The organism is Agrobacterium sp. SORGH_AS 787 (genome assembly GCF_030819035.1).
GTDB lineage: Bacteria > Pseudomonadota > Alphaproteobacteria > Rhizobiales > Rhizobiaceae > Agrobacterium > Agrobacterium larrymoorei_B.
This window is the reverse complement of record NZ_JAUTBG010000001.1, coordinates 558218-585000: the sequence shown is the minus strand read 5'-3', so window position 1 is coordinate 585000 and position 26783 is coordinate 558218. Positions and strand designations below refer to the sequence as shown.

General features: G+C 57.6%; 20 protein-coding genes, 1 tRNA gene and 2 rRNA genes (1 of these 23 cut by a window edge). 14 read left to right on the top strand and 9 right to left on the bottom strand.

Annotated elements, in window-relative coordinates; genetic code table 11:
- From QE435_RS02505 to QE435_RS02495, 3 genes are all read left to right on the top strand, one after another.
- Positions 1–1632, top strand: a 23S ribosomal RNA gene (locus tag QE435_RS02505) (it extends 1301 nt beyond the left edge of the window).
- Positions 1633–1885: 253 nt separating this feature from the next.
- Positions 1886–2000: ribosomal RNA gene (rrf, locus tag QE435_RS02500) — 5S ribosomal RNA — on the top strand.
- 128 nt (positions 2001–2128) lie between these two features.
- A tRNA-Met gene (locus QE435_RS02495) sits at positions 2129–2205 on the top strand.
- Between the two features lie 290 nt (positions 2206–2495).
- Here the strand turns inward: QE435_RS02495 and QE435_RS02490 are convergent.
- Positions 2496–2999, bottom strand: coding sequence for a helix-turn-helix domain-containing protein (locus QE435_RS02490; RefSeq protein ID WP_349040127.1), 504 nt, complete (start codon positions 2997–2999; stop codon positions 2496–2498).
- Between the two features lie 773 nt (positions 3000–3772).
- A complete protein-coding gene (locus QE435_RS02485) occupies positions 3773–5080 on the bottom strand; it encodes an NtaA/DmoA family FMN-dependent monooxygenase (RefSeq protein ID WP_349040126.1) in 1308 nt (435 codons plus the stop codon).
- Between the two features lie 342 nt (positions 5081–5422).
- On the opposite strand from QE435_RS02485, the gene QE435_RS02480 reads away from it, so the two are divergent.
- From QE435_RS02480 to QE435_RS02445, 8 genes are all read left to right on the top strand, one after another.
- Positions 5423–6466 carry an ABC transporter substrate-binding protein gene (locus QE435_RS02480; protein ID WP_349040125.1) on the top strand — a complete coding sequence of 348 codons (1044 nt, stop codon included), beginning with the start codon at positions 5423–5425 and terminating at the stop codon, positions 6464–6466.
- A gap of 16 nt (positions 6467–6482) precedes the next feature.
- A complete protein-coding gene (locus QE435_RS02475; RefSeq protein WP_349040124.1) occupies positions 6483–7376 on the top strand; it encodes an NmrA family NAD(P)-binding protein in 894 nt (297 codons plus the stop codon).
- On the top strand, positions 7367–8536 hold the full coding sequence (locus QE435_RS02470) for an LLM class flavin-dependent oxidoreductase (protein WP_349040123.1): 1170 nt from the start codon (positions 7367–7369) through the stop codon (positions 8534–8536). The genes QE435_RS02475 and QE435_RS02470 overlap by 10 nt, the downstream gene beginning before the upstream one ends.
- Positions 8537–8673: 137 nt before the next feature.
- Positions 8674–9873: a M20 aminoacylase family protein gene (locus QE435_RS02465; RefSeq protein WP_349040122.1), complete on the top strand. Its 1200-nt coding sequence runs from the start codon at positions 8674–8676 to the stop codon at positions 9871–9873.
- A 30-nt stretch (positions 9874–9903) separates the two neighbouring features.
- Positions 9904–11493, top strand: coding sequence for an ABC transporter substrate-binding protein (locus QE435_RS02460; RefSeq protein WP_349040121.1), 1590 nt, complete (start codon positions 9904–9906; stop codon positions 11491–11493).
- A 332-nt stretch (positions 11494–11825) separates the two neighbouring features.
- Positions 11826–12164: a DUF3088 domain-containing protein gene (locus QE435_RS02455; RefSeq protein ID WP_349040120.1), complete on the top strand. Its 339-nt coding sequence runs from the start codon at positions 11826–11828 to the stop codon at positions 12162–12164.
- A 37-nt stretch (positions 12165–12201) separates the two neighbouring features.
- Positions 12202–13797 (top strand): ABC transporter substrate-binding protein, encoded by a 1596-nt coding sequence (locus tag QE435_RS02450; RefSeq protein WP_349040119.1) that lies wholly within the window; start codon positions 12202–12204, stop codon positions 13795–13797.
- A gap of 108 nt (positions 13798–13905) precedes the next feature.
- On the top strand, positions 13906–15258 hold the full coding sequence (locus tag QE435_RS02445; protein ID WP_349040118.1) for an LLM class flavin-dependent oxidoreductase: 1353 nt from the start codon (positions 13906–13908) through the stop codon (positions 15256–15258).
- A gap of 70 nt (positions 15259–15328) precedes the next feature.
- Here the strand turns inward: QE435_RS02445 and QE435_RS02440 are convergent, their stop codons facing one another.
- The 7 genes from QE435_RS02440 to QE435_RS02410 form a co-directional block, all read right to left on the bottom strand.
- Complete coding sequence (locus QE435_RS02440) at positions 15329–16300, bottom strand: LysR substrate-binding domain-containing protein (protein WP_349040117.1); 972 nt, start codon at positions 16298–16300, stop codon at positions 15329–15331.
- Positions 16301–16337: 37 nt separating this feature from the next.
- Positions 16338–17576, bottom strand: a complete 1239-nt coding sequence (locus QE435_RS02435) for an acyl-CoA dehydrogenase family protein (protein WP_349040116.1) — start codon at positions 17574–17576, stop codon at positions 16338–16340.
- A gap of 68 nt (positions 17577–17644) precedes the next feature.
- On the bottom strand, positions 17645–18700 hold the full coding sequence (locus QE435_RS02430; protein WP_349040115.1) for an aldo/keto reductase: 1056 nt from the start codon (positions 18698–18700) through the stop codon (positions 17645–17647).
- A gap of 33 nt (positions 18701–18733) precedes the next feature.
- Complete coding sequence (locus tag QE435_RS02425) at positions 18734–19669, bottom strand: oligopeptide/dipeptide ABC transporter ATP-binding protein (RefSeq protein ID WP_349040114.1); 936 nt, start codon at positions 19667–19669, stop codon at positions 18734–18736.
- On the bottom strand, positions 19647–20645 hold the full coding sequence (locus QE435_RS02420) for an ABC transporter ATP-binding protein (RefSeq protein ID WP_349040113.1): 999 nt from the start codon (positions 20643–20645) through the stop codon (positions 19647–19649). Before QE435_RS02420 ends, QE435_RS02425 begins: the two co-directional genes overlap by 23 nt.
- Complete coding sequence (locus tag QE435_RS02415; protein WP_349040112.1) at positions 20642–21637, bottom strand: ABC transporter permease; 996 nt, start codon at positions 21635–21637, stop codon at positions 20642–20644. Before QE435_RS02415 ends, QE435_RS02420 begins: the two co-directional genes overlap by 4 nt.
- Positions 21634–22623: an ABC transporter permease gene (locus QE435_RS02410; RefSeq protein WP_349040111.1), complete on the bottom strand. Its 990-nt coding sequence runs from the start codon at positions 22621–22623 to the stop codon at positions 21634–21636. The genes QE435_RS02415 and QE435_RS02410 overlap by 4 nt, the downstream gene beginning before the upstream one ends.
- A gap of 269 nt (positions 22624–22892) precedes the next feature.
- On the opposite strand from QE435_RS02410, the gene QE435_RS02405 reads away from it, so the two are divergent.
- The 3 genes from QE435_RS02405 to QE435_RS02395 all read left to right on the top strand — a co-directional run bounded on the left by QE435_RS02405 (position 22893) and on the right by QE435_RS02395 (position 26777).
- The gene (locus QE435_RS02405; protein ID WP_349040110.1) at positions 22893–24500 is read left to right on the top strand and encodes an ABC transporter substrate-binding protein; all 1608 of its coding nucleotides are present in this window, start codon (positions 22893–22895) and stop codon (positions 24498–24500) included.
- Positions 24501–24561: 61 nt separating this feature from the next.
- Positions 24562–25593 carry an ABC transporter substrate-binding protein gene (locus QE435_RS02400; protein ID WP_349040109.1) on the top strand — a complete coding sequence of 344 codons (1032 nt, stop codon included), beginning with the start codon at positions 24562–24564 and terminating at the stop codon, positions 25591–25593.
- The gene (locus QE435_RS02395) at positions 25590–26777 is read left to right on the top strand and encodes an acyl-CoA dehydrogenase family protein (protein WP_349040108.1); all 1188 of its coding nucleotides are present in this window, start codon (positions 25590–25592) and stop codon (positions 26775–26777) included. Before QE435_RS02400 ends, QE435_RS02395 begins: the two co-directional genes overlap by 4 nt.
- Positions 26778–26783 lie beyond the last annotated feature (6 nt).

The following is a 26783-nucleotide window of genomic DNA, read 5'->3' as shown; positions in this document are numbered from 1 at the left end:
AAAATGTAACGGGGCTAAAGCCATGCACCGAAGCTGAGGATACAACGTAAGTTGTGTGGTAGCGGAGCGTTCCGTAAGTCTGTGAAGGCGGACCCGTGAGGGCTGCTGGAGATATCGGAAGTGCGAATGTTGACATGAGTAACGATAAAGGGAGTGAGAGACTCCCTCGCCGAAAGACCAAGGGTTCCTGCTTAAAGTTAATCTGAGCAGGGTTAGCCGGCCCCTAAGACGAGGCGGACACGCGTAGTCGATGGGAACCACGTTAATATTCGTGGGCCTGGTGGTAGTGACGGATCTTGTGTGTTGTTCAACCTTATTGGATTGGTTGGGCGGCGAAGAGGTTCCAGGAAATAGCTCCACCGTATAGACCGTACCCGAAACCGACACAGGTGGTCAGGTAGAGTATACCAAGGCGCTTGAGAGAACTATGTTGAAGGAACTCGGCAAATTGCACGCGTAACTTCGGAAGAAGCGTGACCCTTTTGCACGCAAGTGTGATGGGGTGGCACAGACCAGGGGGTAGCGACTGTTTATCAAAAACACAGGGCTCTGCGAAGTAGCAATACGACGTATAGGGTCTGACGCCTGCCCGGTGCTGGAAGGTTAAAGGGAGAGGTGCAAGCTTTGAACTGAAGCCCCAGTAAACGGCGGCCGTAACTATAACGGTCCTAAGGTAGCGAAATTCCTTGTCGGGTAAGTTCCGACCTGCACGAATGGCGTAACGACTTCCCCGCTGTCTCCAACATAGACTCAGTGAAATTGAATTCCCCGTGAAGATGCGGGGTTCCTGCGGTCAGACGGAAAGACCCCGTGCACCTTTACTATAGCTTTACACTGGCATTCGCCAAGGCATGTGTAGGATAGGTGGTAGGCTTTGAAGCAGGGACGCCAGTTCCTGTGGAGCCATCCTTGAAATACCACCCTTATCTTCGTGGATGTCTAACCGCGGTCCGTTATCCGGATCCGGGACAGTGTATGGTGGGTAGTTTGACTGGGGCGGTCGCCTCCGAAAGAGTAACGGAGGCGCGCGATGGTTAGCTCAGACCGGTCGGAAATCGGTCGTCGAGTGCAATGGCATAAGCTAGCCTGACTGCGAGACTGACAAGTCGAGCAGAGACGAAAGTCGGTCATAGTGATCCGGTGGTCCCGTGTGGAAGGGCCATCGCTCAACGGATAAAAGGTACGCCGGGGATAACAGGCTGATGACCCCCAAGAGTCCATATCGACGGGGTTGTTTGGCACCTCGATGTCGACTCATCGCATCCTGGGGCTGGAGCAGGTCCCAAGGGTATGGCTGTTCGCCATTTAAAGCGGTACGTGAGTTGGGTTCAGAACGTCGTGAGACAGTTCGGTCCCTATCTGCCGTGGGTGTAGGAATATTGACAGGATCTGTCCCTAGTACGAGAGGACCGGGATGGACGTATCTCTGGTGGATCTGTTGTCCTGCCAAGGGCATAGCAGAGTAGCTATATACGGAATGGATAACCGCTGAAGGCATCTAAGCGGGAAACCAACCTGAAAACGAGTGTTCCCTATCAGAGCCGTGGAAGACGACCACGTCGATAGGACGGGTGTGGAAGTGCAGTAATGCATGAAGCTTACCGTTACTAATAGCTCGAGCGACTTCTTCGTTCCCATTGTTCATGCTCATCGAGCAAAGCTCGATGGCATCATCTTCTGTCCTCACGGGCCATAGGCCCTGCGGACGGCGCGCCAAACGATTGGCGACGGACTAGCGTCCTGTATGGCTGCCCAACTCAAACGCGAGAAAGGCAAACCACAGCGCAAGTCAGAGAAAGACGTGTTGAAATTAAATGTGGCTTCGCCACCCAGCTTCTCGATACAACAGCACATGCAAAAGCATGTGCCAGTTGCGTTTCGCCGACCTGGTGGTTATCGCGGGGCGGCTGCACCCGTTCCCATTCCGAACACGGCCGTGAAACGCCCCAGCGCCAATGGTACTTCGTCTTAAGACGCGGGAGAGTAGGTCGCTGCCAGGTCTGCTAAACGCAACAAAAAAATCTTCTCAAATCACACTCCTCCGGCCAAGGCCGATACCAAAGGCCGCATCCAAAGCGGCCTTTTGCAGTTCTAAAGATTACTCGACATCCAAGTCGATCGCAGTCAACGCGGGGTGGAGCAGCCCGGTAGCTCGTCAGGCTCATAACCTGAAGGCCGCAGGTTCAAATCCTGCCCCCGCAACCAAATATCTACGTCACCATCAAAACCCCGTAGCCAAATGCTGCGGGGTTTTGACGTTTAAGGGAGGTGCCCGCACCAAAGTCCGCAGCAGCCAAAAGAGACAGCATCCCCCGCACAACGCGTTTCCACGCGAGCAGAGTGAGTGTTGATCTTCTTGTGATAGAGGCAGGCGCGCCCGCAATTGGTGACGATGATGTCTCGATCATGCCGACCGTTCTGCTGAGGATAGCCCGGTTTGATGAGTTCGGTCACAAGCCCCATTCCCAAAGCCTCAACCAGAGGACCGACAGCTTCTACAGATTGTAGAGTCCTTTTGGTGAAGCGAATGGCAGCCCGTTGTCCGAGCGTGCCGCCTGAGGCAGGCCATGCTCGGCAAACAGGCGGCGGAATGCTTCGATCACAGCTTGCTCGCGTGTCGTTAGAAGGCTTCGCAAGCCCACAGATCTTTTCCATTGACGGCTTGTGACAGCGTGGTGCCATGGCCTTGTTTGCCCGGTTCCTCTTGCGGGCTTGGGGCACAAACCATAGCGGTCGAGCACCGCGTGCACGGTGCTGCTCGCCGGAATACGGACATCTCCGGCGAGCTTCTTCACCAGCAACTCGCGGATCTTGCGCGCACCCCGATGCGGCTTCTCTTGTCTGAGGCGCACGATCATTGCCTCGACGGGATCGGGGAGTTGGTTGGTGTTGCGCACCGGACGCCAGGATCTGTCCGTCAGAGCTTCAAGCCCGTCGTTCTTGTAGCGATTGAGTATCTTTTGTAGCCGGTCTTGCGTGATAGGTCGAAGTCCAGACACACCTCGCTATTTCTTCGCCCTCCAGTAATCGGGCGACAAAGCGAAGACTTGTCTACATAACCGAAGTCTCTTTCCACGGCATCAACACCTCCCGCAAAGCGAAAAGTGTTACCCATGTCTCCGGTACAAAACGTCACCTATCTCTCAGGTCGGACATGGCTGTCGCGTCATATTACGCCTAGCGCAATGGTAATAACCCCGGCGAATAACAGGCTTCAAAAGTAGAATTTTCTCGGGCTTTATGAACGAGGAGATTTTGATGAAAACGAGCAGATTTAGCGAGCTGTAAATCCTTTCCTCCCCGCGCCGAGCGGAAGGCCATCCCCGTGCCGGATTTGTGCTGCCCTCGATCTGGTTCAAGCCGCGCTCTCCTCTGATTAGGCGCTTGAGCCAAGCGGTATAAAAGCACATGGCTTTGATTAGTCCTGCAACGGAACTACATCTGCGCGGTTCGCCTCTCCGGTAGTATCGTTCAGATTGTCGACCTAATCTATCGGGATGTCATAGGGAAAATCATGTCGTTTGGCATATGTGTTTGAACGCGCCTGTTGCCGCAAACGATTGTCCTCAGAATTTCGCCGCCCGATGCGTGTCCGCGACCGCCTTATTCTCCGATAGCTGAAACAATCGCTAGAGCAGAGAGGAGCATTACCGAATCATCGATGCGTGAAATCATGTGGGTTGCAGAGCGCGCGCGTGCTGGCATGTTCAATGCACGCCCGTGCTCCTCATGCGGGAGGAGAGAGTGGCGTCGTCGTTTGCTAGTGTTTTGTTCAGTTTGGATAGGGCAGACGGTAGCGGTCACGAATGGTGGCGCCTTCGTATTCGCGCGGATAGACGCCGCGATCCTGCAGGATCGGCACCACATTCTCGACGAACTCTTCGATATCATCCGGTGCGCGTGGCGGCTGGAGGGTGTAGCCGTCCACGGTTCCGTCTTCCCACAGGTCGATGATCTGGTCTGCCACCTCTTCGGGCTTGCCGAGAACCAGGCGATGGTGACCTTCCGAACGGCGCACCGCCTGACGCGCTGTCAGCTTTTCGTGGGTTAGCAGGTCGGACAGGCCGAGCCCCATTCCGACTGCCCATTGACGGTTCTGGTCCGGCACGAAGCGCTCGCCTTCCGGTACTGCGTCCGGATCGAAAGTAGCGAGATCGAGGCCGTTTTCCTTCGCAAAACGCACAAGGAGTCCATCCTCCGAGCCGGTCCCGCTGTACAGTTCATGTTTGCGCAGGGCTTCTTCTTTCGTCTCACCCACAATGACGACAAGGCCTGGGACGATGCGGATGCCGGATGGATCGCGGCCAAAGGAAATTGCGCGGTCGCGGACCTTTTTGCCGAATGCTTGTCCCGCCGGACGGGAGAGAATGTTGCAGTAGATAATTTCGCCGTGGCGAGCCGCAAGGTCTATCCCTCCTTCCGACGCGCCAGCCTGGGCGATGACGGGATGCCCTTGCGGGCCTCTTGGAACGTTGAGTGGACCTTTGACGTGAAAATAGTCTCCTTCATGATCGATTGCTTCAGCCGTTGCGGCATCCCAGAAACGCCCTTCCGGCACATCGTTTTCGCGGCGCGGATCCCAGCTTGACCAGAGCTTTTTCGCGACGTCGAGAAATTCGGTGGCCCTGGCGTAACGTTCGTTCCGTGGCGGAAGCGGTTCGTTGCCGAAGTTGGCCGCCACACTGGGATTGAAAGAGGAGACGATATTGACGATCAGTCGACCGCCGGTGACGAGATCGATGGACTGTGCTCGTCTGGCGAAATTGTAAGGTGAGTTATAGGTGGAGGACACCGTTGCGACAAAGCCGATGTCCGGCACCTGCGCGGCAAGCGACGTGGAGAGAATGAGGGGATCGATGGTGTGAAACGGGCGGCTCGTCGGGTCCGTCAGCAACGCCGGATGATCGGAGAGAAACACGGCATCGAACCGACCCTTATGAGCCAGTTCAGTCAATCGGCGATAGTAGCCGATATCATTGATGTCACGCCGGTCGCCGGTCCGGTATTTCCACGCATTGGGAAGATATCCGGTGGTGTTGATGCCGACGTTGAGATTAAGCCGGCGTTCGGTCTTGCTCATGCTGCTGCTTTTTCTTTTCAGGTGGTCGGTCTCCGGCTCGGGCCGGGTCAGTCATTCAAAAGCGTAACAGTCGGAATTGGCGTCGCGAGTTAAAAATTCTTGCTGTCGCAGAAAGAAAAACTTTTATGCGGTTCCGAGGCGGAGATGTTTTTGCTGTAGAGCCGATGGAGATGATTTAATCGAGAAGGTTATATTTTCCGGAGGAATTATCCGCGATTTCACGGTCACGGGTGGTGAGAAGAAACGAATTTTCTCAAGCGCCGCTTAAATAGTATACTGTTTCTATAGAAAAATACGTTTTTATATAGCTTTCTTCCTGACTGTATTGAAAGGAAGAACGCCGTGGCCAATGCTGCTCTGCGCCAGACAAATAAACCGGAAAGGCTATGGTACACGCGCTGCCCGGCGCCCACACCGCTTTCCATTGCCGTACAGCTTGGCTGGATCGAGGAAACCTTCGCCGCTCACGGCATTGCAGTATCCTCCATTTGTGATTCCGCCGATCCGGCCATCCGTCAAAGCCATTTCGACCATCGGCTGGACTGGTCTTTCCGTCAGGGTGGCAACATTCCGCCGATATGGGCGAGAGCCGACGGCCGGAAAACCCGATTGGTGGGTCTGACACGGACGGACGAGTTCCAGGCTGTCATTGCGTTACCGGAACGTGGAATCCGCAACGGCTCCGATCTGAAAGGGCGCCGCATCGGCGTGCCGAAGCGAGCCCATGAAGCCATCGACTTTCAGCAGGCGACATCTCTGAAAGGTATCGTGTCGGCGTTGACGATTTCAGACTTGGCGATCGAGGATGTCCAGTTGATCGACCTCGTTGCAACCGAGCCGGTGCTGCTCGGACCAGCCGAGGACAGGTTTCTCGGGTTACGGCGCAGGTTCCCCTATGGTGAGGAGATCGCAGCGTCGCATCGCGGTGAGATCGACGCGTTCTTCGTCAAGGGCGCAGAGGGTGTGACGGTTGCCAATCTCATCGGCGCGCATGTTGTGGTGTCGACGGGTTTTCATCCAGACCCCAAAGTCCGCATCAACAATGGCACGCCACGTCCTTTGACAGTGGATGCCACTTTCGCGGACGAGCGACCGGATCTCGTTGCGGAGCTGGTGGCGACGGTGCGGCGCGTTGCCGCTTGGGCAAACGACCATCCTGATGAGGCCGCTCGATTCATCGCCCGCGAAATTGGCGTCAGCGAGGACGCGGTGATCGCCGCCAATGGTCAAGCGGTTCACCGCAGTCTGCGGCTCGATCTTGAGCCCGCCGAGATCGACGCGATTGCTCATTTCAAAGATTTCCTTCTCGAATGGAAGTTCATCCCGAATGATTTCGATGTCCACGCATGGGTCGATCCGCGCGCCGTTGATGCACAACGCGCTTGAGTAAAGTGAGATCGATATGACGAAGATTCTCGTTACAGGTGCCACCGGCAAATTAGGCCGGCTTGTGGTCGACCGCCTTTTGCATCGAAACGTCACAACCCGTGTGCTGACGCGACGACCCGAAGAGGCCCACAGACTTTGGGGTAGTTCAGTCGAGATCGCCACCGGCGACTTTGGCGATGGGGCGAGCCTCAAGGAAGCCGTTTACGGCGTCGACAGGGTCTTGCTGCTTTCTCCCATCACAGAGACACTTGCAGTCGATCAGAAGCGTGTCATCGACGCTGCGCTCTCCTCCGGCGTGACACGGATCGTCAAGATATCTGGCTCGGATTGGACCATCCAGAATTCCTCCCGATCCATTTCAGGCGCTGCGCATGCGCAGGTGGAACGGCATCTCGCTTCAAGCGGTATCCAGTACGTCATCTTGAGGCCGAATGCCTGGATGCAGGTTGCCTTGGAACCTATCGTGGCGGCCTTGAGCCAAGGCGATACCGTTCCGGCCCAATTTGGTGAAGCGGCGGTTTCGTTCATCGATGCCGGGGATATCGCTAATGTTGCCGCCCACGCCCTGATTGAGGATCAGGCACCTCAAGGCGCTTTCGTGCTAACTGGGGGCGAAGCTTTGACGGCGCTCGATATCGCCGGTGTTGCCGCCCGTCTGCTTGGGCGCCCCGTTGGGAGCTCCCGACCGTTAATCTCTGCACTCTCGTCGCATCTCGGCGCCTTCGAACGCAAGGCAATTGCCGAGTTCAGACAGCTCATCGGTGAAGGGCTCGCGGCGTCTGTTGAAGACACCGTGTTCCGTATCATAGGGCGGGAGCCGCGAAGAGTGGAGGATTATCTTCGCGACCGGCTTGGAGCCGCAACCTCCCGCCGCAACACGAAACAGGGAGAAAAGACATGGCGCTGACAGCTGAAAAGACGTCTGGACCGGACCTCAGAGGCCCGTGGGACTTCGAAGAAAGCCCGCTCAGTCAAGCAGCGAAACAGCCACTCATGCTGGGGCTGTTCCTCAACCTGCAGGACATTCATTTCTCCAGCCTTCCCACGAGCAACAGTTGGACGTTCGATTATAATGTCGATGTGGTGAAGCGTGCGGAAGAGCTTGGTTTCGAAATCGCCTTCAGCCGAACTCAGTGGCTACCGAAGGGCGGCTATGACGGAGACTCCTCCCTCGACAGTTTTATCGCACTCGGCGCGATGGCCGCGGTGACGAACAGCATGCTCCTGATCTCAACGATCCATGTCCTTTACGGACCGCTCCATCCTCTGCACCTAGCCAAATATGGCGCGACACTGGATCATATCGCCAAGGGCCGATGGGGCATCAATATCGTCACCGGCCACCGCGCGGTAGAGCATGAAATGTTCGGCTGGCAGCGGATCGACCATGACAAGCGTTATGATATGGCGGGCGAACTTTTCGATGTTCTTCATCGCCTCTGGGGAGAGACCGAAAATTTCTCCTATGAGGGCAAGCTCAATCCCTGGGCCATCAGCAATGGCTGGATAACGCCGAAACCGTCCTTCGGGCGCCCGACACTGGTGACCGCCACGGGCTCACCTGCCGGCATCGATTTTGCTGCACGGCACTCTGATCTGGTCTTCGTGACGTCTCCGGGCGGGGCGCATATCGACAGCGCGCTGGAAACACTTCCCGAGCACGTCGCAACCATCAAGAACCGCGCCAAGATTTATGGGCGACAGGTCAAAACCCTCATCAACCCGATCATCGTCAGTCGCGACACGGAGAAAGAGGCGATCGCCTATGCCGATGCGATCGAGGCGGGAAAGCCGCAGGCTGGGACAAGAGCCTTTGCCGCCAACAACTACGATAGCGATGCCCATGCCTGGAAGGGGCGTGGTGATCCTCGCCACAAGCAGGGGCGCAACCTCGGCGGCAATATCGAAATCATCGGCTCGCCGGAGCAGGTGGTCGAACAGCTCGTCGCCCTGAAGATGGCTGGTATCGACGGCGTTCAGATCAATTTCTATGATTTCCGTGACGATCTGGACTATTTCGGGAAGCGAATTCTGCCGCTGATGGAAGAGGCTGGCCTGAGAGTTTAGACCCCATCCAGCACTAGGACCCGGGGGGTTAGCAGAAACAACTGACGTTTCCCGCTGCCTCGACCTTCCATTTTCGAGACTTGCAGTTCGCAATCATCTGGTTGCGAAACAGAGATCCATTACCTTGAGGAAATGCCGTGACCATTGCCGTCGATCCTGTGAAAACGCCCGGTCCTATCGTTATCGACCAGATCGCAACCTACGTTCCAGAGCTTGTTTCCATTCGCCACTATCTACATCGACACCCGGAGGTCGGTTTCGAGGAGGTGAGAACGTCCGGTATCGTAGCTGAAAAACTCAGCTCCTGGGGTATCGAGGTGCATCGCGGCTACGGCAAGACCGGTGTGGTCGGCGTGCTGCGGGGGCACTATGACGGCAATCGCTCGATAGGGCTGCGGGCAGACATGGACGCCTTGCCCATGCCGGAGGAAACAGGCTTGCCCTATGCGTCAGTCTATCCCGGCAGGTTCCATGGCTGTGGGCATGATGTTCATACGACGATCCTGCTCGGTACCGCCCGTTATCTGGCAGAAACCCGTAACTTCGCTGGCACAGTGGTGTTTATTTTCCAGCCGGCCGAGGAGGGGCTAGGAGGTGCGCGCGCCATGATCGCGGACGGGTTGTTCAAGGATTTTCCTGTTGACGAGATTTACGGGTTGCACAACTCCACCCATGCCGCTCCCAATCATCTGACGGTTTCGCCCGGCACCGTTCTGGCAGGGGCCGATTTTTTCGATATTCGGTTGAGGGGCAGGGGTGCTCACGCTGCCCATCCAGATGCGGCCCTTGATCCGGTACCGGCGACAGGCGAACTTATTCAGGCCTTGCAGACGATCGTCAGCCGCAACATCTCGCCGACGGATCCCGCGGTTTTATCAATCACCCGCATCGAAGCGGGATCGGCCTATAACGTCATCCCCGAAACGGCCGCGATTGCCGGGACGGTGCGGGCCTTCTCGGACGATGTCCGCGAGACCATCCGGCAGCGAATCCGCACGATTTCGGATCACATTGCCGCCGCTCACGGTCTTACTGCCGAGGTGGATATTCGCGATATTTTCTCGGTTCTGACCAATGACGATGCATCTGTTGAGATCGTCGCCAGCGTGGCGCGGGAAGTCCTCGGAAACGAGCGGGTTTCGACAGAAGCGCGCCGCTTCATGGGAAGCGAAGATTTCGCCGATTTCCTGACACATGCGCCGGGCGCATTTTTCACCCTCGGCCATTCCGGCACGGTGCCAGCCCATAATCCCCGATTTGTCGTTGACGATGCCATCTTGCCGGTTGGCGCAACCTTGTTTGCCCGGCTGGTGGAAACCCGGCTGAAGGCCGACTGAAAACCAAAAAGATATTGGAAGGACACATTCATGGATTTGACAAGACGTACAGCATTGATTTTGAGCGCGTCTCTGGCGGCAAGCATCTCATTGGCACCCTTGCCCGGCCTGGCAACGGAGACGCCTAAAAAGGGCGGTGTCGTGACGCTGGCAGCGCCCGGTGAACCGACGACGCTGGTGCCACTTTTCGATTCCAACACGCGCACGCGGGCCATTTCCACAAAAATACTGGAGGGACTTGTCCGGTTCGACGGCGATTTCAAGCCTCATCCGGTTCTGGCTGAAAGCTGGGAAACCTCTGCTGACGGCCTTCGTTACACGTTTCGGCTACGCAAGGGCGTCAAGTGGCATGACGGCAAGGATTTCACCTCTGCGGACGTGAAGTTTTCGCTACTCGCTTTCAAGAAGGTCGGCCCACGCGGGCGCATCACCTTTGCCAACATCGCTGATGTCGAAACGCCCGATCCGCTGACGGCTGTGGTGGTGCTGTCCAAACCGGCACCCTATCTTCTGCGCGCCTTGACCGGCGGCGAAACGCCGATCCTGCCCGCCCACGCCTATCCTCCCGAGAACCTCAAGGAGAGCCCCAATGGTAACGCGCCTATCGGCACCGGGCCGTTCGTCTTCGAGGAGTGGCAACGCGGCAGCTATGTGAAGCTGAAAAGAAACCCGAATTACTGGCAGAAAGGCCTGCCTTACCTTGATGGTTTTGTGGCGCGCTTCGTGGCCGATGCGGCGTCCACCACGATTTCGGTCGAAACGGGAGAGGCAGATTATACCGCCGATGTCTCCTATAGCGATCTGGAGCGATTGAGGCAGAACCCCAAACTGGCTGTGGAGGTGTACACCGACGCTTATCTCAACAACGCCGCCGTTTTCGAGTTCAATCTCGAGAACCCGATACTGGCAAAAAAGGAGGTTCGTCACGCATTGGCCCATGCCATTGATCGTGATTTCATCAACGATGCGATTTTCTTCGGCACCGCCAAGCCGGCGGGCTCGAATATTCCCGCGGTCTTCACCGCCTATAATGATGAAAAGCCGTTTACCTATCCCTTCGATCTCGCCAAGGCGAATGAATTGCTGGACGCGGCCGGTTATCCGAAAGGCGCCGATGGCACCCGGTTTTCGCTAAGGCTCACGTTCCTGCCATCGGATGTCTTCCGCAAGGCGGCGGAATATTTGCGTTCGACCTTCGGCAAGCTCGGCGTCAAGGTGGAGATCGTTGAAGGCGATCTCGCGACCTTCATTAAGCGCGTCTATACCGAGCGCGGGTTCGACCTGAATGTGAACGGCATTAGCCGCCTTTTCGATCCGACAGCCGGCGTGCAGCGTCTCTATTGGTCCGATGGCATCAAGAACCCCGCGCCCTATGTCAACGCGGCCCATTACAACAATCCGGAGGTGGACGCTCTGTTCCGCGCGGCGGCCATCGAGGTGGATGAAACGAAGCGGGCAGAACAGTTTCGCAGAATCCAAGAGATTACCGGAGACGATCTGCCGAATTTCTCGATCGTGGCTTTGCCGACGGTCATTTTGCGTAACACCAATCTGAAGTCTCTGGTGACGACGATCGATATCGCCTATGGCGACCTCGCGACGGCGTGGAAAAGCCAATGAGGTTTTGGTGACGCGGTTTTACCGTTCACTTCGGTGTCGACAACGGGAGATTACAAGCAAAAACCGGCGGTATGGCCGGTTTTTTTGTTGCTCGAAAGGGAGATGGGGACGTTTGTGAGTGTCGCGTGACCGACGCATTTCGCGCAAAAACATTGCCCACGGGAGATGGTGCCGGGAACGGAAGTGCCGACGATCGAAATTAAGAAAAAATCAGTTTCATCAATAATTTATCAGAGAGAAATTCTTCGTATTGGAGCAAGAAATGCTTTCTGGACCAAGGTGTTGGATCACTGCACGGTGAAGTCGAAAACGCTTCTCGCAGGACTGACGCCATGGCCAAGGATACGCTGTTTTTGATCGCTCCGGGTTTTGAAGATCCAAAGCACCCCGGTGTGCGCTTCGTCTGCCCACATTGTAACCAGATCGAAGGTCTGCTGGCTGCCTTCCCGGAATTCGCGGCTGGTATAGATGTTCGTCGTGTTGCTTTCCAGCGTCCGCGTGAGGCTGTCATTGCCGTTGTCGGGGAGGAGAACCAGTCTCTGCCACTCTTTATCTTCGCAAGCGATCCGCCGGCTGACGCAAAGATCAAGGGCGATGTCCGCTTCCTTCAGGATACAAACCGGATCTTGCAAATCCTTGCCGAGCGCCACGGGTTCCCGCAGCTCCATTGAGTCGGCGTCCTAAACAGAACATTTATTGGAGACACACATGACTATTTCAAGACGCCAGTTTCATAAGATCGCACTTGCTGCCGGTGCCGTGCTGGCACTCCCCGGTGGCTCCTTCGCCGCAGCCGAAGAGCCCGTTTCGGGTGGAACGCTGAAGATCGTGTATTTTCCCGAGCCCACACAACTCGTGGCAATCAACACAAGCGCGGGCGGACCGCAATTCATCGGCTCGAAGATTTACGACGGTCTTTTGACCTATGATTACGACCTCTCACCGCGCCCAAGTCTAGCGAAGGAATGGAGCGTCTCTGCGGACGGTCTGGAGTATGTCTTCCACCTGCAGCCGAATGCAACATTTCATGACGGCAAGCCGGTAACATCGGCCGATGTGGAATTTTCAATTCTGCGGTTGAAAGAGGCTCATCCTCGCGGCCGTGCGACATTCGCCAATGTCGACAGGGTCGAGACATCGGACCCGCTCGTCGCGAAGGTCAGGCTTTCCAAGCCCGCGCCCGGTCTGATCTCCGCGCTTGCTTCTTCTGAATCGCCGATCGTACCAAAGCATATCTTCGAGACCTTCAAACCGACTGAGAATCCCAAACCTGGGCAGATTATCGGCAGCGGTCCATTCGTGCTGAAGGAATGGGTGCCGGGTAGCCACATCCTGCTGGAGAAAAACGCCAGCTACTGGGACGCGCCACGCCCTTATCTGGACCGCGTGATCATTCGTCTCATCAACGATGCGGGTGCACGCGCGGCTGCGCTGGAAACGGGGGAAGGGGATATCGGCCCCAACCCGGTGTCGCTTGCCGATCTGGAGCGGCTGAAGGCCATTCCCACATTGAAGGTGGATGACCGCATCTATGCCTATGCCGGTCAGCAGAACCAATTGGTTATCAATCTCGAGAACAACTATCTCAAGGAACTGAAGGTCAGGCAGGCCATCGCCCATGCGATCGATGTTCCGGCATTGATCGACACCGTTCTTTACGGTTACGCCGTCCCATCACCGACACCGATCAGTCCCGGCCTAGCAAAGTTTCACAATTCCGATATCGGCTTTGCAAAATTCGATCCGGTTCTGTCGGAAAAATTGCTGGATGAGGCGGGTTTTCCGCGCAAGGATGGTGGCAAACGCTTCAAGCTTCGCGTCACCAACAATCCGTTCAACCCTCAGACCTATTCGGACTTCGTGGCACAGGCGCTATCGAAGATCGGTATCGAGGCGGATATCCAGAAATTCGATTTCGGCACCTATGTGAAGGTCGTTTATACTGATCGCGCTTGGGACCTGTCGGTCGAATCCCTCTCCAATACCTTCGATCCAACGGCCGGTGTACAGCGCGTCTACTGGAGCAAGAACTTCAAGATCGGTCTGCCTTTCTCCAATGCCAGCCATTATTCCAATTCAGAGGTGGATCGGCTGTTGGAAGCGGCAGCGGTGGAGCCCGATATCGAAAAACGCGCCGCCTTTTTCAAGGAATTCCAGGTCATCGTTGCGCAGGATCTTCCCGTCATCAATCTCGTCGCGCCCATCCAGCCCGTTGTCGGCAGCGTGCGCATCAAGGATTACGCGATAGGTGCCGAGGGGCTCGGCGGCAATCTTGCCAGAGCCTGGGTGACGAAGGAGGCGTGAGCGTTGTCGGTCCTTTGGTGCGCGCCGGCAGACAAAAAGATGCATCGAATTCTTGAAGTAAGAGCGTCCTAAAAGCATGGCTCTTTGAGTGAAGAGGAAATCATTGCCATGAGCAAAAAGGCCGAGAAGCTCATCCTCAACGCCTTCATCTACCCCGGCGGACATCACGAAGCGGCGTGGCGGCATCCGGATTCGGAGCCGTTGCGGGTTGTCGATATCAAACTCTATCAGGATATCGCGCGCAAGGCAGAAGCGGCGAAGCTCGATGCGATCTTCTTCGCCGATGCGCCAGTATTGGATGCAAACATCCGTTATGCAGCCCGCCACCGTTTGGAGCCGATCACCATGCTGGCGGCACTCGCGAGCGTTACGGATAAGATCGGCTTGATCGCAACTGCCTCCACCACCTATTACGAACCCTACAATCTCGCACGATTGTTTGCTTCGGTTGATCACATCAGCGGTGGACGGGTTGGATGGAACATCGTCACGACTTCGGCGGATGCGGCAGCAAGCAACTTCAATCTGGACAAGCACCCACCGCATGCCGACCGCTATCGACAGGCGAGAGAGTTCGTTGATGTCGTGACCAAGCTTTGGGACAGTTGGGAGGACGACGCGATCGTTGCGGATAGGGAAAGCGGTGTCTTCGCCGACACCGACCGCATCCATCCCGCCAATCATGACGGCGAGTTTTATCGTGTGCGGGGTGCGCTCAACGTTCCGCGTTCCCCTCAGGGCCGTCCAGTCTACGTGCAGGCCGGATCGTCAGAGGATGGACGCAGTTTTGCGGCTGCCTACGCGGAGGCAATCTTCACTGCGCATCAGACGCTGGAGAGTGCGCGGTCATTTTATTCCGATATCAAGAAGCGCGTTGCCGCCAAGGGACGCAATCCCGCTCATGTAAAGATCCTGCCGGGCATTAGCCCGTTTATTGCGTCGACCGAAGAGGAGGCGCGCAAGCTTGAGGCTTCGTTTAACGACCTGATCCAGCCTGCTTTCTCATTGCGTCAATTGCAGCGCATCACCGGGATCGATCTGTCATCCGCCAATCTCGATCAACCCTTGCCGAGAGAGGCGGTCGAAGCCACACGCGCCCAGGCCGACAGCAGCCGCCATCAGCTCGTACTTGACGTCATAGACCGGGAAAATCCGACGATCCGGCAATTGCTGCATCGGATGGCCGGCGGACGCGGCCACAAGGTCATTTCTGGAACGCCTGATCAGGTTGCGGACTGGATAGAGACCTGGTTCCGCGAGGGTGCCGCTGATGGCTTCAATATCATGCCACCATGGTTGAACCGAGGGTTCGATGTCTTCGTGGACGAGGTGGTGCCGATTCTGACGCGACGTGGTTTGTTTCGTGAGGATTATGAGGGAAGTACACTACGCGACCATTACGGGTTGCCAAGGCCGAATAATATTCACACTTTCAAAGCGTTGGACGTTGCGCGCGCATAGATGTGAGCTTTCAGAAAGAAAGTGATCTCGGTTTTGCGCTCCCGACTACTCAATCTGGTGCAAAGTTTGTTCAGGCGGCTTCTTCGAGCGCGCCACCATCATCACGCAAGATTGCGAGGAGAGACGAGACCTCGGGTCGCCGCCGCCTGTCGAGACTGGTCAGAAGGTGATATTGGCTGGTTGTCGGTTGGGGCGTACCAAAGGGGCTGATGAGGCGACCGCTCTTGAGTTCACCTGCTATCAGCGAATGACGGACAAGCCCGATGCCGTGGCCGTGGGAGATGGCCTCTATCAGAGCAGTTTGGCGTGAGAAACGAGGACCTGTTGCAGACAGCCGCAGAGGAATGCGGCAGGCGCGTAACCAATGGGTCCATTCGAAGGCCGGATCCGGACCATTTCCACGCAGCATAGCAGAACCGATACTCCGCAATTGACCGGGATCGCCGTTCAGTCCGTGGCGGGCAGCAAAGTCGGGTGTGCAAACCGCGCTTACGGTGTCAGGGAAAAGCGGTTCATGAACCAGACCCGGCATCTGTGCGTCTATAGCCATAATCGCGCAATCGGCGTCGAAATGACTAAGGTCCATTGTTCCGCTTTCGAAGGATTCGAACGAGAGTTCGACATTGTCCAATACCGGAAGAATTGTACCCAATCGTGGCGCTAGCCAACGTGCCGCGAAGCAACCTTCGACGAGAACACTCAACTGCGGCCTGGCCTTCGAGACCATCAAGTCGGACAGGCTGCCGATCATGGTGTCGAAAGCATCTGCAAGGCCGGGATAGAGCGCCGTGCCGGCATCGGTCAGACGCAACTCGCCACGCTGGCGGCTAAAAAGTGACTGCCCAAGATGCGTTTCAAGAATGCGAACCTGTTGGCCGATGGCGGCAGTCGAGACGTGGAGTTCCTCCGCCGCCCGCGAAAAGCTGGCATGCCGGGCAGCAACGACAAAGGCGCGCAGGGCTGTCAGTGGCGGTAGTCTTGACAGCGTTGGAAGGCGAAAGGCTGCGCCGCTGCCGGTTAAGGTGGCAAACTCAGTTCTCATGGCTGTTTCTCCATTACGGCCCCACGATCCGGGATGGTCAGAATACCCGGCCTTCCTTTAGGTGGGTCGCCGTGCCGTTGAGGACATAATCCCCGACCACCCGCGCCTTGTGGGCGAGCGGATTGTGATTGTAGACGGTACGGATGTTGCGCCAGTGCCGATCGAAATTGCGATCGCTCGATGTTGCCGATCCACCACCCAATTCGTAGAGATTGGTGGCGACCGTCAGAGACAGCTGCGAAGCGACGATCTGCGTGCGGGCGGTGGCAAGCGCCCCTTCAATAAGTGCTGCTTCGATGGACTCTTCATCGCCGCTGGCGAAGGCGGCGGCAGTGCGGTCCAGCGTTCTCGCGGCTTCGCGGATGAGGGTTTTCACTGCAAAGGCGCCGGCACTGATGTCACCCAGCGTCTTTTGCACGAAAGGATCTTGATTGGCAGTTTCGGCGCTGCTGTGAAGCGTGGTGCGCGCTTGGCGCAATACATAGTCCACCCCATCATTCAGCGCCCCCTGAACGGCGCCAGCGGCCGACGCGGCCAGATGCAGTTGCCGCAGGGCCGAGCTGTGCCGGCCGATCTGGCTGCCGAGTCTGCGGGTCGTCAGCTCGTGGGACAGAACTTCCACATTGTCCAGAAGCACGCCGCCACTCGCTGTCATGCGCTGGCCCATGCTGTCCCAATCATCGAGAATGGTGATGCCTGCGCGATCGAGCGGAATGAGCACGCCGATAGGCTGGTCGTCGTCATCGATGGCGCTAAAGGTGCCGAAGTCAGCGAAGGCGGTGCCGGTCGCATACCACTTGCGACCGTTCAAACGGTAGCGGTCGCCTTCAGCACTCAGGCGCGTGGCGATCTCGCCGGGGCGTTTCGTCCCCTGTTCGGTACTGGCGCCGGCGAAGAGCTTGCCGGCAAGCACGTGCTCGAGATGCCGTCTGTCTTCCAGCTCAAGCGGAGCGAGTGCGAGATTCTCGGTGAAGTTGAAGTGGCTGCGAAGCGCATGCGGAATATTGCTGTCGGCTTCCCCTAGGATCATCAGGACTTCGATGTAGTCGGTGATCGAGCCACCCGGACCGCCTTTGGCTTCTGGAACGCGCAACGTGCCGATCTTCGCTTGCTTGATCAGAGCGAATATGTCGAAGGGCAGTTCCCGTTGACGTTCGCGCCGGGCTGCATCCTTTGCCGCGATGGCCGCGATCTCCTTTGCTCGGACGAGGATCTCATCCCGGCTCGGAACGCCGGCATCGTTGGTCGTGATTGTCTGCTGTTTGAGATTGGACATTGCGGGTGTTCCTGAGCGGATGTGGGAGCCTGCCGCGCTGTCGCGCAACAGGCATTTCTGCGGGACGATCAGGCAACTGCGCGCGGCTTGATCGTCGGTCGGGGCGCAGGCTCGAGATTGCGCGGCAGGCGACCTTCCACGGGATGACTCGGGTCGTTGAAGCCGGGGGTCGAGGGATGGCCGGTTGTCACAAGGCTATCGACCAGCGCTTCGTCTTCCGCATCGATTTTCACATCCAGCGCACGGATATATCCGTCCCAATGGTCTTCGGTGCGGGGGCCGGTAATTGCGGCCGTGACGAGCTTGTTATTCAGTACCCAGGCGAGCGCGAAATCTGCGGCTGAAACACCCTTCGATGCGGCGTGGGCGGCGATCTTCTGGGCAATCTCGACCGATTCAGGACGCCATTCCGTTTCTAGCACACGTTTGTCGCCACGGCCGACGCGGGTATCCGCGCCCGGTTGTTCGCCCGGCTGATACTTGCCAGTCAAGACTCCGCGCGCAAGCGGCGAGTAGGACACGACGCCCAGACCGTAATGGTGGGCCGCCGGAAGCTGTTCGGCTTCTGCAGTGCGATTGACGATGTTGTAGAGCGGCTGGCTGGCGACGGGTCGGTCGATCCCGAGCTGGTCGGCCAGGTGCGAGATTTCGGCGATACGCCAACCGCGGAAATTCGATACGCCGAAATAGCGCAGCTTACCGGCGCGGATGAGATCGGCAATCGCGCGCACCGGCTCTTCCAGAGGCGCGTCGAAGACAGCGCGGTGGAAATAGAGAATGTCGATATAGTCGGTATTGAGCCGGCGCAGCGAGTTTTCCACAGTCTCGATCACCCACTTGCGCGAATGGCCGCCAAGATTTGGGCCTTTCGTATGCGAGTTGACGAATTTGGTCGCTAGCACCCAATGATCGCGGCTCGCTTTGATGCCGCGGCCAACGACCTCTTCCGACTTTCCGTCGTGATAGACATCGGCCGTGTCGATGAAATTGATCCCCTGTTCGCGCGCCTTATCGATGATGCGGAAGGCAACCTCATCCGGTGTGGGTCCTCCAAACATCATCGTGCCGAGACTGAGCGGCGAAACCTTGAGCGCGCTGCGTCCTAAATAGCGATAGTCGACCATTATTGTTGCTCCTTCATATTACCGGGTATGGTGTTACTGGGCATGATGGCAGGCCACCGCGTGGTTCTTGCCAAAAAGGGTGTAATCCGGTGCTTTCTCCCGACAGAGATCGGTGGCGAGCGGGCAGCGGGTGTGAAACCGGCAGCCGGAGGGCGGGTCGTGCGGGCTTGGCAGATCGCCTGAAATGGGTGCTGCCTGTTTGCGCCGCGCGGGATCGGGAACAGCGGCCAGAAGAGCGCGGGTGTAGGGATGTTTGGGGGAAGCCCAGAGTTCCGCCGTCGGGGCGCTTTCCACGATCTTACCCAGATACATGACCAGCACGCGGTCGGAAAAATAGCGCACCACGGATAGATCATGGGACACGAAGAGATAGGACAGAGAGAGCCGCTTCTTCATCTCTACCAGAAGATTGAGGATTTGCGCCTGGATCGAAAGGTCGAGAGCCGAGACCGGCTCGTCGCAGACCACCAGTTCGGGTTCGAGGACCAGAGCGCGGGCTATGCCGATGCGCTGGCGCTGGCCACCGGAAAACTCATGAGGGTAACGATCGAGCGAGTCCGCCGGCAAGCCAACCTGCGCAACGATCGCTTCCACGATGTCTCTCTGGTGCTTCCTGTCGCCGATGCCGTGTACCTTCAGCGGTCCCGTCAGAATGGTGCGAACGGTGTGGCGGGGATTGAGCGAAGCGAAGGGGTCCTGGAAGATCATCTGAATGCGGCGACGGATGCCGCGCAATTCGGATGACGTCATGGCCGTGACATCGGCGCCCTTGAAGGTGATCCTGCCGGAAGACGGTTCTACGAGCCGCATGAGCGATTTCCCGAGGGAGGATTTGCCGCAGCCGGATTCCCCCACCAGCGCAACGGTCTCGCCCGCTTCTATATCGAGTGAAACGTCATCCACGGCCCGAACCGTGCCACGCCCGCCGCTGTAATGGGTGGAAAGACTATACACCGACAAGAGTGCCATCGGATACCTCCTGAGATGTGGGGTCGACGAAGGGGCAAGCAGCATAGCGCCCGTTCGATACCTGCCTGAGCGGCGGTACATATTGCCCGCAAAACCCGCGGGCGCTCGGACAGCGCGGGCGGAATGCACAGCCACGTTCTCCGGTTGCGGAAACGATGGACCCCGGAATTTCGATAAGCGGACCATCGCGATAATGCTGGCCGTCTTCTGCGCGGGGCGAAGCCGCAAGCAGGCCTCGCGTATAAGGATGATAAGGATTGGAAAACACAGGCTCCGGCAATCCCTCCTCCACCTTTCGTCCGGCATACATGACCATCACCCGGTCCGCCCATTGCGCCACGATGCCAAGATCGTGGGTGATGAGGATGACGGCCATATCGAGATCGCGGCGCAGATTGTCGAGCAGTTGCAGGATCTGTGCCTGTATCGTGACATCCAGCGCGGTGGTCGCCTCGTCGGCGATCAGAAGTTTGGGATTGCAGGCGACCCCGATGGCGATCATCACACGCTGGCGCATGCCGCCGGAGAGCTGGTGCGGATAATCATCCACACGGCGGTGTGCATCGGGAATATTGACGAGATCAAGAAGCTCGATGGCGCGATTGCGCGCCTGATGCCGGTCGATCCTTTCATGGATGCGCAGCACCTCGATGATCTGCTCACCCACGGTGAGGACGGGGTTGAGGGAGGTCATCGGTTCCTGAAAGATCATACCGATATCCCGGCCGCGAATGCCGCGCCATTGCCTCTCTGACAGCGACAAAAGATCGCGGCCTTCGAACACAATCCGCCCGCCGGTTTTGGCGTGGCTGGGCAACAGACGGATGAGGCCGAGTGCCGTCAGCGATTTTCCGGAGCCGCTTTCTCCGACAATCGCCAGCATCTCGCCAGCGCTGACGTCGAAACTGACACCTTTGACTGGCTGCGCCGAACCGAAGCTGACGGAAAAATCGTGAACTTCAATCAGTTTGCTCATCGGCGTTCCTCCGAAAAGCGCGGGTTGAGTGCATCATTGAGACCATCGCTGATGAGGTTCAGGGAGACGACGGTAAAGACGATGGCGAGCCCCGGCAGGGCGGTCAGGTACCATGCCGTCCTGATGACATCCCGGCCGGAGCCGATCATCGAACCCCAGGAAACGCGATTAGGATCGCCGAGCCCCATGAAGGAAAGCGCTGCTTCCATGAGAATAGCGCCAGCCACCATGACGGAGGAGGTCACAATGATCGGCGGCAGCGCATTGGGCAGGATTTCCTGAAACACGATGCGCGCATGGCCGTAACCCAGGCTTCGGGCGGCGAGTACATAGTCCTTCTCACGGATGCCGCGAAACTCGGCCCGGGTAAGACGCGCCACCAGCGGCCATGTGATGATGCCGATGGCTGTGGTGACGGTTGTGACCGATGGCTGGGCGATGGCGACGAGCACCACGAGCAGAACGAAATTAGGCAGTGTCTGAAAGATTTCGATCAGCTTGACCAGGATATCATCGACAAGACCGCCGAAATAACCAGCGAAGGCGCCAATAGCGATCCCGATCGTGAGGCCGATCAGCGTTGCCACCACACCAACAGTCAGCGAAATGCGTGCGCCATGGACGATACCCGCAAGCACGTCTCTACCCATGGAATCGGTGCCGAGCGGATAAGCCGCATTTTGTCCGGGCCAGAGGAAGGGGCGGGCCACCATTTCCAAGGGATCCCCGGGGTAGATCAAGGGGGCAGTCAGCGCCGTCACGATAACGGTCGCGAGGAAAAGCAGGCCGACGATCGCATTGGGGTTGGTGAGGAATATTTTCAGTTCCCGCCGCAATCCGCGACGAGGGACGGAAACAGATCTCGCCGATAGAGCGTCTGGCGCATGGATGAAAGGCCAGACCTTTTCTTCCGGCTTTGCCGGCTTGGGCTCTACCGCTTCGCCGCTAAGTTCGGCCGTTTCGAGGATGGCTGAGTTATTGGAGGAATTCATCGGCTAGCTCCGATGCGGGGGTCGAGCCACGCCTGCAGCACGTCCACGACCGCATTGACAATGATGACGACGAGGGAAGAAAGGAGGAGGATGCCCAGCAGCACGCTGAAATCCCGCGCCATCACCGCTTCGAAGGCGAGGCGACCAAGGCCCGGCCAGCTGAAGACAGTTTCGACCACAACCGCACCTCCGAGAAGACCGCCGATATGCATTCCGGCCATGGTGGTGATCGGGATCAACGCATTTCGCAGGACATGGCGCGTGGTGAGCCGAAAGGGCGAAACACCCTTGGCCCGTGCCGTGCGCACATAATCCTGCGACTTCACCTCCAGCATCGCTGCCCGGGTCAGGCGTGCATAAATCGCTAGGAAGTAAAGCGCCAATGACAGGGCCGGGAGTACGATGTAACGCAGCCTGTCCAGCACTGCGGCAAAACCGGTCAGGCCGCTGCCGATCGTGCTGTCGCCGCCAGAGGGAAGCCAGCCGAGCTTGACGGAGAATGTCAGGATCAGCATCAGGCCGATCCAGAAGCCTGGCACCGAATAGAAGATCAGCGAGCCGATGGAGATGATCCGGTCTGGGAGCTTGCCGGAAAAAATTGCCATGATCGAGCCAAGGAAAACGCCAACGAGAATGGCAATTCCAAGGGCGGCGCCCATCAGCGCCAGCGTTCCAGGCAGACGCTGGCCGATCAGATCCGCTACGGGCATGCCGTAACGGGGCGAGAAGCCGAGACTGAAATTGGCGAGGTTGCCGAGATAGTTCATAAGCTGATGAAAGACCGGAAGATCCAGGCCGAAACGGCTGCGTATTTCGGCCATGGTCTCGACCGTTGCCGAGCCGGCCTCGGCGGCCAGCACATCGGCGGCGTCGCCCGGCGCCAATTGCAGCAGGAAGAAGTTCAGGATGACGATACCGAGGACCGTTGGAATGGCCTGAAGCGCGACGCGCCTTGCCTGCGATAAAATCCGTTTCGAATTCGACATTGGCTCAGTCCGTATTCCCAGACGACAAAAATTAACGTTAGAGGTTGCGGCCATTAGTTGACTAATTTTATGGAATTTGTCAAAGAGTAATAGAATTATTTTCTGGAAATTGCCATCAAACTCGCAAAATAGAAAAGAAAATTCCCTAAAAAGACGTGTTTTGGTGGGTCATGCCAAACTCGCTCTTACGAGTGGAACGATCTTCTTCCTAACTGCGGCGTTTCAGTTTCGCCGGTCTCGGCCGGCTCAATCTTGGAGAGGATGATCGCATGACTGTTTTGAATCAGACGACCCGGCGCGGCTTTCTTCTGGCTTCGGTAGCGCTAGGTGTTGTGTCGCTGCCGGGAGTGAAGCTCAAGGCGGCGGAGCCCGCCTCCGGTGGCACTGCCACGCTTCTGATCTCGTCGGAACCGCCGGTGCTGACAACGATCGCACATACGGCCTATAATTCCGTCTATATATCGCCGAAGGTCACGGAAGGTTTGCTGACCTACGATTTCGACCTGAACCCCAAGCCGCTTCTTGCCCAGTCGTGGGACGTAAGCCCGGATGGTCTCCGCTATACGTTCAAACTGAGGCCGGCAGTCAAGTGGCATGATGGCAAGCCCTTAACCTCCGCGGATGTGGCATTCTCCATCAACACGATCAAGGAAGTGCATCCTCGCGGTCGCAACACATTCTTGAATCTCAAAACTGTCGAGACGCCGGACGACCTCACTGCGATTCTCGTTCTTTCCAAGCCAGCGCCATATTTGATTACGGCACTGGCTGCCGCAGAGACGCCGATTGTGCCCAAGCATCTCTATGAAGGCACGAAGGTAACGGAAAACCCGATCAATCTCGCACCCATCGGCACGGGACCGTTCAAGTTCAAGGAGTGGGTGCGGGGTAGCCATATCGTTTTCGAGCGCAATGCCGATTATTGGGACGCACCGCGCCCCTATCTCGACAAGCTGATCGTTCGCTTCATCCCGGATGCCTCCGCTCGGGCGATTGCGATTGAAACCGGCGAGATCGACCTCGCCCCCGGCACGCCGGTCGCCTATAGCGATCTCGACCGGCTGAAGGAACTTCCCGGCCTCGGTTTTGAAACCAATGGTTATCAATATAGCAATTCGGTGAGCCGCGTGGAGTTCAATCTCGAAAGGGATGTCTTCAAGGATGTTCGCGTTCGTCGCGCCTTCGCGCATGTGATCGATCGCAACGTCATCTTCAATACCGTCAATTACGGCTACGGGGCGACGATCAGCGGACCGATCAACCCGAAACTGACGAAATGGTTTGTCGGGGATCTCAAGACCTATCCGATCGATTTGAAAGCGGCCGAGGCGCTGTTGGACGAGGCGGGCTACAAGCGTGGCGCAGATGGCATTCGTTTCAAGCTCAATCTTGATTATGTTCCGAGCAACGATGCCTATCCGCGCGGAGCGGATTACATTCGTCAGGCCTTGGCGAAGGTTGGCGTGGATGTGACGGTGCGGACCCAGGATTTCGCCACCTATACCAAGCGCATCTATACCGATCGTGATTTCGATTTCGCCTATGAGGGCATGAGCAATCTTTTCGATCCGACGGTCGGCGTGCAGCGGCTTTACTGGTCTAAGAACTTCAAGAAGGGCGTACCCTTCTCCAATGGTGCTGCCTACAACAATCCGAAGGTTGATGCGCTGCTGGAGGCTGCCGCCACCGAGATCGATCCGGACAAGCGCGTCGCGCAATGGAAGGATATTCAGCAGATCCTTGTCGAGGATCTGCCGGCTATCGACATCGTCGCGGCGCCGGAGATCACCATCTTCAACAAGCGCATCTCGGATCATACCGTTGGCGCCGAAGGTGTCGCGGGTAGCCTCGCTTTCGCGCATATCGCCGCATCCTGATCGCTTCCTCTGATCCGGCCCGCTTTTGCGTGCCGGACGTTCTTTCCGTGAGGCCCACATCATGAGCACGACACTTTCCGAAATCTGGTACACGCGCTGCCCCGTCCCGACACCCGTTGGTCTGGCGGTGCAGCTTGGTTATCTCGAAGAAACATTCAAAGAAGCCGGTATTGCGCTGAAATCGATCATCGATTCGCCAGATCGTTCCATCCGCCAGAGCCATTTCAACCATACGCTTGAATGGTCGTTCCGTCATGGCGGAAACGTGCCGCCCATCCGTGCCAGGTCCGAGGGGCGCAATACGCGCCTCGTCGGGATCACCTGGACGGATGAATTCCAGGCGATCATCACCTTGCCTGAAACCGGCATCCGCTCCGTTGCAGATCTTGCAGGTCGCCGCATCGGCGTTCCGCGACGACCGGAAGGCATCGTCGATTTCATGCGCGCGACGGCGCTGAAGGGCATCGTCTCCGCGCTTTCGCTGGAAGGGCTGACGATTGAAGATATCGCTCTGGCAGATATTGCAATTGCCGACTCTGTGCTTGCCACCCAGGAGGGGCCGTCCCTGTTCGGATTGAGGCGAAGGCAATCCTTTGGTGAGGAGATCATTGCGCTGCTGCGGCGCGAGGTCGACGCAATCTTCGTCAAGGGAACTGCGGGGATCGCCGCGGCCAACCTCATCGGCGCGGTTCAGGTCATCGAGTTCGGTTTTCATCCCGACCCGAAGATACGCATCAATTCCGGCTCACCGCGCGTGCTGACTGTGGATGCGCGACTTGCCGACGAACGTCCCGATCTGGTGGAGCGGTTGGTTGGTGCAATCCACAGAGCTTCGCTCTGGGCAGAACAGCATCCGGACGAGACGCGCCGCTTTATCGCGCGCGAGGCGGGAGCCACGGAAGAGCAGGTTCTAGCGGCGAACGGGCCAGAGGTTCACCGTCATCTGGGACTTGGGCTTGATGCAGAACTTGTCGCCGCTGTCGGAGATTACAAGGATTTTCTCTATCAGCGGGGCTTTCTTGAAAACAATTTCGACCTCAACGATTGGATAGACGGCCGGTTCGTCGCGGCAGATGAAAGGGCGGTCGCATGACGGGTTCAGTTTCCGCCGCCCTAAACCCAGAGGAGGCGCGCCCCGATCCCGTCGCTCTGGCAATCTCGCTGGCGGAGCGCTTTCGTGTGACCGCTTCCCAGTACGACAGGACCGGGGAGTTCGCCACTGGCAATTTCCAGGCTTTGTTTGAATCCGGCCTACTCGGTCTTGTCACGGCTGAGAAAGATGGCGGTTGGGGAGAGGGTATCGAAACGGCTCATGCCGTCATTACCGCCATAGCCAAGGGGGATCCCTCGACCGCGCTTATTCTTGCTATGCATTACAGCGTTCACGCAGCGATCCGACGCGGAAAGTGGCCCGCAGACGTTGCTGCCAAAGTTCTGGCCGCCAACAGGAGAGGGACGGCGCTTATCAATAATGCGCAGGCGGAGCCAGGCGTGGGATCGCCAGCCCACGGTGGGCTGCCCGAAACGACGGCTCGTATCGAGGGCGACGTCTGGGTCGTCAATGGCCGAAAGAGTTTCGTCACCGGCCTGCCAGGGCTTAAATGGGCGGTCGTGCTTGCAGTAACCACGGAGGAGACGCCGCGCCTCGTCCAGCTCCTCGTGCCGCTGGATGCGCAGGGAATAGCGCAGGAGAAGGCCTGGGATGCGACGGGGATGTTTGCGACCGCCAGCCACGATCTCGTGTTGAAAGAGGTACGGGTGCCTTTCACCGATATTGTCGCCGAACAGCCGGCAAGCGAGCCGTTACGCCGTGACGAGGCGGACGGTTACAATTTCTTCATTTTGCTCGCTTCGGTCTATCACGGGGTTGCGCTCTCGGCGAGGGATGACCTCCTCCGCCATCTGAACGGACACGTGCCGGCAAGCCTCGGCGCACCTCTCTCGTCAATTCCGCGTATCCAGGAAGGCCTTGGCCAGATCGAGGTTCTTCTTGCGGTCAACCGGCGCCTGCTTCTGTCCGTGGCCCGTGATGTCGACACAGGGGAAAAGGTGGGGACAGACGCTCTCGCCGTTCGGCACGTGGTGATCGACAATGCCGTCACCGTGACCGACATGGCGCTCGATCTTGGCGGCAATCGCGGCTTGCGCAGGGACTACAACCTCGAGCGCCATCACCGGGATGCCATAACGGCAAGGGCGCATGCCCCACAGAACCATATGATCCGAACGACTCTCGGTCGACAGGCGATACACGGTGTTGGCAAGGCTCAACAGTAAGATGCG

Bases quoted from the DNA above. Each gene is read 5' to 3' on its own strand.
- QE435_RS02485 (WP_349040126.1), bottom strand. From the start codon at position 5,080: ATGAGCAAGACCGAACGCCGGCTTAATCTCAACGTCGGCATCAACACC.
- QE435_RS02475 (WP_349040124.1), top strand. From the start codon at position 6,483: ATGACGAAGATTCTCGTTACAGGTGCCACCGGCAAATTAGGCCGGCTT.
- QE435_RS02470 (WP_349040123.1), top strand. From the start codon at position 7,367: ATGGCGCTGACAGCTGAAAAGACGTCTGGACCGGACCTCAGAGGCCCG.
- QE435_RS02460 (WP_349040121.1), top strand. From the start codon at position 9,904: ATGGATTTGACAAGACGTACAGCATTGATTTTGAGCGCGTCTCTGGCG.
- QE435_RS02455 (WP_349040120.1), top strand. From the start codon at position 11,826: ATGGCCAAGGATACGCTGTTTTTGATCGCTCCGGGTTTTGAAGATCCA.
- QE435_RS02450 (WP_349040119.1), top strand. From the start codon at position 12,202: ATGACTATTTCAAGACGCCAGTTTCATAAGATCGCACTTGCTGCCGGT.
- QE435_RS02445 (WP_349040118.1), top strand. From the start codon at position 13,906: ATGAGCAAAAAGGCCGAGAAGCTCATCCTCAACGCCTTCATCTACCCC.
- QE435_RS02440 (WP_349040117.1), bottom strand. From the start codon at position 16,300: ATGAGAACTGAGTTTGCCACCTTAACCGGCAGCGGCGCAGCCTTTCGC.
- QE435_RS02435 (WP_349040116.1), bottom strand. From the start codon at position 17,576: ATGTCCAATCTCAAACAGCAGACAATCACGACCAACGATGCCGGCGTT.
- QE435_RS02430 (WP_349040115.1), bottom strand. From the start codon at position 18,700: ATGGTCGACTATCGCTATTTAGGACGCAGCGCGCTCAAGGTTTCGCCG.
- QE435_RS02425 (WP_349040114.1), bottom strand. From the start codon at position 19,669: ATGGCACTCTTGTCGGTGTATAGTCTTTCCACCCATTACAGCGGCGGG.
- QE435_RS02420 (WP_349040113.1), bottom strand. From the start codon at position 20,645: ATGAGCAAACTGATTGAAGTTCACGATTTTTCCGTCAGCTTCGGTTCG.
- QE435_RS02415 (WP_349040112.1), bottom strand. From the start codon at position 21,637: ATGAATTCCTCCAATAACTCAGCCATCCTCGAAACGGCCGAACTTAGC.
- QE435_RS02410 (WP_349040111.1), bottom strand. From the start codon at position 22,623: ATGTCGAATTCGAAACGGATTTTATCGCAGGCAAGGCGCGTCGCGCTT.
- QE435_RS02405 (WP_349040110.1), top strand. From the start codon at position 22,893: ATGACTGTTTTGAATCAGACGACCCGGCGCGGCTTTCTTCTGGCTTCG.
- QE435_RS02400 (WP_349040109.1), top strand. From the start codon at position 24,562: ATGAGCACGACACTTTCCGAAATCTGGTACACGCGCTGCCCCGTCCCG.
- QE435_RS02395 (WP_349040108.1), top strand. From the start codon at position 25,590: ATGACGGGTTCAGTTTCCGCCGCCCTAAACCCAGAGGAGGCGCGCCCC.